6 protein-coding genes and 1 tRNA gene are annotated in these 8,985 nt (G+C 60.9%); all 7 read left to right on the top strand.

Annotated features, from left to right (window positions below; all coding sequences use genetic code 11):
- Positions 1-5 precede the first annotated feature (5 nt).
- The gene (gene uvrC, locus E8E68_RS16380) at positions 6-1,829 is read left to right on the top strand and encodes an excinuclease ABC subunit UvrC (protein ID WP_266032205.1); all 1,824 of its coding nucleotides are present in this window, start codon (positions 6-8) and stop codon (positions 1,827-1,829) included.
- A gap of 33 nt (positions 1,830-1,862) precedes the next feature.
- Positions 1,863-2,423 (top strand): CDP-diacylglycerol--glycerol-3-phosphate 3-phosphatidyltransferase, encoded by a 561-nt coding sequence (pgsA, locus tag E8E68_RS16385; protein ID WP_016488197.1) that lies wholly within the window; start codon positions 1,863-1,865, stop codon positions 2,421-2,423.
- A gap of 63 nt (positions 2,424-2,486) precedes the next feature.
- Positions 2,487-2,562 (top strand) — tRNA-Gly (locus tag E8E68_RS16390).
- A 229-nt stretch (positions 2,563-2,791) separates the two neighbouring features.
- Positions 2,792-3,328, top strand: a complete 537-nt coding sequence (locus E8E68_RS16395; protein ID WP_266032206.1) for an Arm DNA-binding domain-containing protein — start codon at positions 2,792-2,794, stop codon at positions 3,326-3,328.
- A 184-nt stretch (positions 3,329-3,512) separates the two neighbouring features.
- Positions 3,513-5,465 carry a type VI secretion system tip protein VgrG gene (locus E8E68_RS16400; RefSeq protein WP_266032207.1) on the top strand — a complete coding sequence of 651 codons (1,953 nt, stop codon included), beginning with the start codon at positions 3,513-3,515 and terminating at the stop codon, positions 5,463-5,465.
- Positions 5,466-5,500: 35 nt separating this feature from the next.
- Entirely contained in the window at positions 5,501-5,950 is a 450-nt protein-coding gene (locus E8E68_RS16405; RefSeq protein WP_110744687.1) for a DUF1795 domain-containing protein, read from the top strand.
- Positions 5,951-5,997: 47 nt separating this feature from the next.
- The coding region (locus tag E8E68_RS16410; protein WP_280342900.1) for a DUF6531 domain-containing protein at positions 5,998-8,985 on the top strand (2,988 nt) is incomplete at its 3' end.

Below are 8,985 nucleotides of genomic sequence, written 5' to 3' on the forward strand. Positions count from 1 at the left end.
ACCTCATGTCCCAAGTCTTTGATGCCAGCGCATTCCTGGCGACCTGCAGCGGTCGCCCGGGCGTTTACCGGATGTTCGACGCCGAAGCCCGGCTGCTTTATGTGGGCAAGGCCAAGAACCTGAAGAAACGCCTGGCCAGTTATTTCCGCAAGACTGGCCTGGCGCCCAAGACCGCTGCGTTGGTAGCGCGTATCGCCCAGGTCGAAACCACCATCACCGCCAACGAAACCGAGGCGTTGCTGCTGGAGCAGAACCTGATCAAGGAATGGCGGCCACCCTACAACATCCTGCTGCGCGACGATAAATCTTACCCCTATGTGTTCCTGTCCGATGGCGAGTTCCCGCGGCTGGGCATTCACCGTGGGGCGAAGAAGGCCAAGGGCCGCTACTTTGGCCCTTACCCCAGCGCCGGGGCCATCCGCGAAAGCCTCAGCTTGCTGCAAAAGGCCTTCTCGGTGCGCCAGTGCGAAGACAGCTACTACGCCAACCGCACCCGGCCGTGCCTGCAGTACCAGATCAAACGCTGCAAAGGGCCGTGCACCGACCTGGTCACCGCCGAAGAATACGCCGACGACGTGCGCCACTCGGTCATGTTCCTCGAAGGCCGCAGCCAGCAATTGGGCAACGAGTTGAACGCCGAAATGGAGAAGGCCGCCATGGCCCTCAACTTCGAAAAGGCAGCCGAGTTGCGCGACCAGATCGCCTTGTTGCGCCGCGTGCAGGACCAGCAGTACATCGAGGGCGGCAGTGGTGAGGTCGATGTCATCGCCGCCTTCGTCAACCCAGGTGGTGCCTGCGTGCACCTGATCAGCGTGCGCGGCGGCCGGGTGCTGGGCAGCAAGAACTTCTTCCCGCAGGTGGGCATCGAGGAGGAGGTGGCCGAGGTGATGGCCGCATTCCTTTCCCAGTACTACCTGGGTAACGCAGAACGCGAACTGCCCGGCGAGTTGATCGTCAACGTCGTTCACGAAGACTTCGATGCCATTACCGAAGCGCTGCACACGCTGCGTGGCCGTGAGCTGACCATCAGCCACCGGGTACGTGGTACACGCGCCCGCTGGCAGCAGTTGGCAGTGACCAATGCCGAGCAGGCGTTGAATGCGCGCCTGGCCAACCGCCAGCACATGGCCGCGCGTTTCGAGGCTTTGGCCGAAGTGCTGGGCCTGGACGAGGTGCCGCAGCGGCTTGAATGCTATGACATCAGTCATTCCAGTGGCGAAGCCACCGTGGCCAGTTGCGTGGTATTCGGCCCTGAAGGCGCGCTGAAGTCCGACTATCGCCGCTTCAACATCGAAGGTGTCACAGCCGGCGATGACTACGCCGCCATGCACCAGGCCCTGACCCGCCGGTACGGGCGTATCAAGGACGGTGAGGGCAAGCTGCCCGACGTGTTGCTGGTGGACGGCGGCAAGGGGCAGCTGAACATGGCCCGCGATGTGATGCAGGAACTGGGCTTCACCGACCTGACCCTGCTTGGCGTGGCCAAGGGTGTGACCCGCAAGGCCGGCTTTGAAACCCTGTACCTGAATGACGTGCACCACGAGTTCACACTGAAAGGTGATTCACCGGCCCTGCACCTGATTCAGCAGATCCGCGACGAAGCCCACCGATTTGCCATTACCGGGCACCGCGCTCGTCGCGGCAAGGCCCGCCGGGTGTCCAGCCTGGAGGATGTGGCCGGGGTCGGGCCCAAGCGTCGGCGCGACCTGCTGAAACATTTCGGCGGCCTGCAGGAGCTCAACCGCGCCAGTATCGATGAAATCGCCAAAGCCCCCGGCATCAGTAAAAAGCTTGCCGAGTCGATTTATGCCAGCCTGCATAGCGAGTAGAATGCCGGGCTCAACTTGCAGCCAGTCGTACCGATGAATATTCCAAACCTGCTCACCGTTCTACGCGTCCTGCTCATTCCGTGCTTCATTCTGCTGTTCTATATGCCCTATCAGTGGAGCTACATGGCCGCCAGCAGCGTGTTTGCCGTTGCCGCCGCCACCGACTGGCTGGACGGCTACCTGGCGCGACGCCTGCAGCAGAGCACGCCGTTCGGCGCCTTCCTGGACCCGGTGGCCGACAAGCTGATGGTGGCGGTCGCCCTGGTGCTGCTGGTGCAGACCCACGCCAATTTCTGGCTGACCCTGCCGGCGGCGGTCATCATCGGCCGCGAAATCGTGGTGTCGGCGTTGCGCGAGTGGATGGCCGAGCTGGGCGCGCGGGCGCATGTGGCGGTGTCCAACCTCGGTAAGTGGAAGACTGCGGCGCAGATGCTGGCGCTGGTGATCCTGCTGGGCAACCCGCCGGCGGTGACCTTCTGGGTAATCCTGGGCTACGGGCTGCTGCTGGTGGCTGCGGGGCTGACGCTGTGGTCGATGGTGCACTACCTGTTGGCCGCCTGGCCGCACCTGCGCGAAGGCTCTGAACAGAAATAAACTTTTTTTGAATCAAGGGGTTGACGCTGTTTTAGAAATCGCTAGAATGGCACCCATCACGACGCGGGAATAGCTCAGTTGGTAGAGCACGACCTTGCCAAGGTCGGGGTCGCGAGTTCGAGTCTCGTTTCCCGCTCCAAATAAAGATCTACAGGTTTAACTCGAACTCTGTAAATCGTTGAAAAAAGGCCCTTCGGGGCCTTTTTTCGTTCCAGCGCAGTCTGCCTGAATCCACCAGCAGCCACGAAATTCCAGTACATTTTTAAGTACAGCGATTCCGGGTAGTTGGCGTGGCGGGTTGATGGCTGAGCTGGGGCTTGGGCATCGATATACATCTCCTCGACCTTACGAGACCGGGAGATGTACACATGCCCTTGTCCGACACTGCCGTCCGCCAAGCAAAGCCGACCGGCAAGAACTTCACCCTCAAAGACACTGCTGGCCGTGCACTGTTCGTCGGTGCCATAGGTGCCAAGCAGTGGCACTTCCGTTTCTATTGGTCGGGCAAGCAAGCCCGGATATCAATGGGCGTCTATCCAGCCTTCAGCCTCAAGGAGGCGAGGGAGGCGCAGGACCAAGCGCGTGCGCTGGTTTCCCCGGGTGTCGATCCTCGCGCCGACCCCGTGAGGCTCGCCTGGCTGCCTGTTCGGCGTCCGAGAACTCCTTTCGTTCTGTTTTCAACGACTGGGAGCCTTGAGGGCATTGAGCCTCAAACGGGGGCGGCAAAGCACGCTGGAGCCGATCGAACGGCTCTTGAACTCATCGGTGTAGTTGCGGCGAGTGGTCGGGTACATGGCAACCTGCAAGATAGCGATGTAAGTATCGCTTCTTGGCGTCCCTTGTCACGGGACAGGCCCAGTGAGTCAGACATGCGCAAAGGCCGCGCAGCGCCCAGACGTAACTGATCTTAAACAGTGGCAAAAGGTGTGTTTTCAATCAAACTGACGGCGCCGGCGGCTTCGAGATAAATTCTTACAATATGGCTTCACCCCTTACGGCGTAAGGCCTGTAGGTCGAGTGAGCAAATTTTTGCGCAGTAGAAATCGGGTTAGAGTCCGCGACCTCAAAGCTTCCGTTCGAGGACAGTGGATGTTCAAGCCTGCCAACGCCGCTCAGTTCACCTTGACTATTCCTGCTGCCAGCCATGACCTGCAGGTGCTGGCCTTCACCGGTGAGGAGGCAATCAGTACGCCGTACAGTTTCCACGTCGATTGCGTCAGCCGACGTGCAGATCTGGATTTGGAGGCTCTGCTCGATCAGCCGGCTTTCCTGAGCTTCGGGTTCGCTGGTGAAGGGATTCACGGATTGATTCATCAGGTAGGCCAGGGTGAATCCGGTAAGCGGCTGACGCGCTATTCATTGACCCTAGTGCCCTGTATTGCCTATCTGGATTTGCGCACTAATCACCGGATTTTCCAGGCGATGACGGTGCAGCAGATCATTGTGCAGGTGCTGAAGGAGCATGGCATTCTCGCTGATGTTTGCCATTTCCACTTTGGGCCGACCCCTTACCCTGAGCGGAATTACTGTGTGCAGTACGGAGAGTCCGATCTGCACTTCCTGCATCGCCTCTGCGAAGAGGAAGGCATCCATTACCATTTCCAGCACCATGCAGATGGCCATCATCTGATTTTCGGCGATGACCAGACCGTCTTCACCAAGCTCGGCCGGCCAACGGCTTACGCCCAGGACACCGGGTTGGTAGCCGACGAGCCAGTCATCAAACGCTTCGGCAAGCGCATAGCAGCACGCATCAGCCATGTGGCTCACAGGGATTACAACTTCGAGAAGCCGCGTTTACAGATGCAAGCGCAGACCGGCAGCGAAGCAGCTGCAGTTCTGGAGCGTTATGAGTACCCAGGACGGTTCGCTGATCGACTTCGCGGCAAGCACCTGTCCAAGCGCATCCTGGAACGAGACCGAGCCGATTACGCCTTGGCAGAAGGCGATGGCGATCAGCCGACCTTGCGCAGCGGCTATTTCTTGGAGCTGTCCGATCACCCTCGGCAGGAGTGGAACGATCTGTGGCTGCTTGGCAGCGTTCGCCATGAAGGGCGGCAGCCGCAAGTGCTCGAAGAGTCCATCAGCAGCCAGGTCGAGGTGGGTGACGGCTTCCAGCAGGGTTACCGCAACTGGTTCACTGCCACACCCTGGGATGTGTTCTATCGACCACCGGCTTGTCATCGCAAACCCTTGGCCCTGGCAACACAGACCGCCGTGGTCACTGGCCCGCCAGGGGAAGAAATCTATTGCGACCAGTATGGGCGGGTGAAGGTGCAGTTCTTCTGGGATCGCAGTGACCAGTACAACGACAACAGCAGTTGTTGGGTCCGTGTTGCCTCCTCCTGGGCTGGTAGCCGCTATGGGGCTATCGCTGTCCCCCGAGTGGGAATGGAAGTGGTCGTCAGCTTTCTCGAGGGCGATCCAGACCAGCCCATCATTAGCGGCTGCCTGCATCATGCCGAGCACCTCGTGCCCTATGACCTGCCTGCCAACAAGACCCGCACGGTGTTCAAGACCAGCAGCACGCCAGGCGGGGGCGGTTTCAACGAACTGCGCATCGAGGATCGCGCCGGCCAGGAGCAAATCTACATCCATGCCCAGCGCGATCAGGACTGTGTGGTCGAGAACAACGAGACTCACTGCGTTGGCGTGAACCGCCTGCACAACATAGGCCAGGACGAAACCATCATGATCGGCCAGAACCGCGCATGTGCGGTGAAGGTAGATGACACCTTGCGTGTTGGTGGCGCCAAGCTCGATAGCGTTGGTACCGGCTATCTCATGGAAGCCGGCGAGCAGATTAGGCTGGTTTGCGGGCAGAGCGTTCTGGAAATGCATGCTGACGGCCGCATCAATCTCTCTGGCGTTCAGTTCAACCTCACCGTCAGCGGCGATGGCGAGATCAATACCGGCGGTGATCTGAATCTCAACATGCCCGGCGGTGCCGCAGCCACCGCGCCGGGAGCAGACGGCATCAAGGGCACCATAGAGTCCAACGTCAACGCCATCTTCACCGATCCGCCCAAGCCGGCAACCTGACTAGAAACGTAAACACCCCAGGAAATTCATTTGTTATGGACTACCTACTCCAGGAAGGCCGGGTCACCCTGCCGGCCACTTTTCAAGACCGCAGCGTCAATATGTTCATCCCTGGTAGCACCGTGCCTGCCTCATTCAGCCTGACCGTTGCGCGTGACACGACCCTGCCAGGTGAAGTGCTGTCTGACTACATCGACCGCCAGGTCGGTCTGATCGCCGCCAAGTTGCGCAAGTTCAAGCGGCAAAGTACCCGCGACGCCCTGTTGGGTGCGCAATCAGCACTGCCCGGTCTGCAGGTTGATGCCCACTACCAGAGCGATGGCCAGACCATCTACCAACGCCAGGCAGTGTTCCTGATATCGACGGATCGGGCCCTGGTGTTTTCCGGTACCAGCAAAAGCCCGTTTGACGATCAACTGAACCAGCTTTGGGCAGATGTGTTGGCCAGCTTTCAGCCGCACTCGTCGGCACCGACCACACCCTAAAGGAAACTCAACTGTCCCGCGTGGCAGACGCACAGGGAGGCGTTCGCATGTTCGAAGCGGCGCGGCTGCACGATGAAATTGCTCACACCAGCGCCTTGGCAGGCTTTCTGGTAGGCGCGGCACTTGGGTTGGCACTGATCGTCGCGGTGGCATTCGCCACGGCCACCTGTGGCTTGGGCGTGGCGTTGATCGCAGGGCTGTTGGCCGGGGTAGGGGGGATGGTACTGACCTCCTTCGGCGAAGCCGCAGGCAAGATGTTCAGCACGCCCGCCGGTGGTATCGAGACAGGCTCACCCAACGTCTTCATCAATGGTTTTAAAGCCGCACAAGTCGAGGGCAGCGAGGCTGATTGCAAAAAGCACCCGAACCCCAGGCCGCTGGTGGCCGAAGGTTCGGCAAAGGTGTTCTATAACGGTCTGCCGGCTGCCCGTAAGGGCGACAAGCTGACCTGTGGCGGGGTCATCGACAGCGGTTCGGCAAACACCTTCATTGGCGCAGAGCGCGAGCAATATCTCGAGATCCAGGACGAGGTGCCGGAATGGCTGCGCACCACGGTGGACATCCTCATGGCGCTGGCGGGATCTGCCGTGGGAATAGCCAAGCTGGCATTGATGGCTGGTAAGTCCGGCCTCAAGGTGTTCACGCCCTGTGCCTTGAAGTTCGCTGCCGGGTTTGCCGCTGGCGAAGTGGCGGGTCGCTTTGTCGTCGGCCCAGCAATCAGTCGTGCCTTTGGCGGCTTGTTCGGCAACCCGGTCGATGCGGTGAGCGGGCGCAAGCTGCTGCTGGAAGAAAACGAAACCGACTTCACCCTGCCGGGGCTGATGCCGGTGGTGTGGTCGCGTTTCTACGCCAGCGACCTGAACCACGAAGGCCTACTCGGTCGCGGTTGGGTCTTGCCTTGGGAGCAAAGCCTGCGCCTGGAGGGTGAGCAACTGCTGCTGCGCGACAACCAGGGCCGCGAACTGCCGCTGCCAACCCTTGCGCCGGGCGAGCGCCTGTACCTCACCGATCAGCAGTTCTTCCTGGTGTGCACGGAGGGTGGCCATTTCCTGCTGCAAACCCTGGACAACCATTTCTTCTACTTTGGCGAAGTGCCTGTAGACGGCGACCCTGCGCCGTTGCGTCGGGTGGAAAACGCTCTAGGCCACTACCTCAATTTTTGTTACGACCGCCAACAGCGCTTGAATGACATCTGCGCCACGGGCGGCATTCGCCTGCACCTGTGCTACGACCACCGCGACGACCGTCTGAGCCGTGTCGAACGGGTGGTGGCCAACTCCCCGGTGGAGACCTTGGTGCATTATCGGTACGACGGCCATGGCCAACTGGCGCAGGTTACCGACCGCAATGGCGCACACATCCGGCGCTTCACCTACCAACAGGGGGTGATGACCGCTCATGAGAACGCCTTGGGCCTAACCTGCGAGTACCGCTGGGCGACGTTATCCGACGGTGTTCTGCGTGTGGCTGAGCACTGGACCAGCGACGGCGAGCGCTACCGCTTTTTCTATGATCTCGAAAAGCGCGAAACCACCATCGTCGATGCCCTCGGCCGGCGCGCGAAGGTTCACTACAACGACCAGCGTCGCGTTATCGCCAGTCAAGACTTCGGTGGCGAGCACTATCGGACCGAACTGGACGACGCGGGGAACACGACCGGGGTGACGTTGCCCGATGGCAATACACTCAAGCTGGTCTATGACGACCTGTCCCGCCTGGTGGAAGAAACCGATCCGTTGGGCCGTTCCACACGCTACGCCTATCACCTTGATACCAGCCTGTTGACCGCCATCGAGCGCCCGGACGGCAGCCGCGAGCAATGGATCTACGACCGTAGCGGCATTTTATTGGAAAGCATCGATCCGCTGGGCCAGACCACCCGCTACCTCAATACCGACGACGGCCTGCCGCACACCCGTTACGACCCCCAAGGCAACATCACGCACCTGACCTGGAGCGCGTTGGGCCAGGTGCTACAGCATCAGGATTGTTCCGGACAGCGCACGCGCTACGACTACGATGAGCGCCTGCATCTGGTCGGCATCACCGATGCCCTGGAGCAGACCCTGCGCCTGATTCGCCAGCCCGGCGGTGAGATTCTGCGCATCGAACAGCCCGATGGCAGCTGCGATGTCTATGGCTACAATGCCCTGGGCCAGGTCACCAGCCATACCAATGGCGATGGCCGCACCACATACCTGGAGCGTACCGCCCGCGGCCTGCCGAAACGGCGCAAGGATGCACGCGGGCAGCAGGTGCACTACCAGTATGACGACGCCCAGCGCCTGATACGGCTGGTCAACGAGAACCAGGCTGCCTATCGCTTCAGCTACGACGCCAGTGACCGCTTGCAGGAAGAAGTGCGCGTCGATGGCCTGCGCCTTCGTTACCGCTATAGCGTCAGCGGTACCCTGGCCGAACTGGAGGAAACTGCCGAGCAGGGCCTGCAAGCGCTCAGTCGAACCCAGCAGTTCGAGCATGACGCGGTCGGTCGCCTGGTGAGCCGCACCACGGCGGACAGCCATCTGGCGTATCACTACGACGAAGCCGATCGCCTCACGGCCATCGAGCGCCGGCCCAGCACGGCCGGCAAAGCTTTGGGCATCGAGCCCGAGCGCCTGGCGTTTGCTTATGACGCAAGCGGTCGCCTGACCGAAGAGCACAGTGCGCAAGGCATACTCGGCTACCAGTACGACGCGTTGGGCAACCTGACCACCCTGACCTTGCCCGACGGCCGCCAGCTCAATCACCTGTACTACGGCAGCGGTCACCTGCACCAGATCAACCTGGATGGCCTGCTGGTCAGCGACTTCGAACGCGACGCGTTGCACCGGGAAACCCTGCGCAGCCAAGGTGCGCTCACCAGCCGCTTCGGTTATGACGCCATCGGTCGCAAGCAGTGGCAAGGGGCGGTCCGCTTGCCACACGAGGCGTTGGCTGAGTTGCAGGAGCAGGGCAGCCGGCTGCTGGGTTCGCCGGAGCATCCGTCCACCCTGATCCATCGGCGCTATCAGTACAGCCCCGGTGGTGAGCTC

The organism is Pseudomonas sp. BN607, assembly GCF_029871175.1.
In the GTDB taxonomy this organism is placed as follows: domain Bacteria; phylum Pseudomonadota; class Gammaproteobacteria; order Pseudomonadales; family Pseudomonadaceae; genus Aquipseudomonas.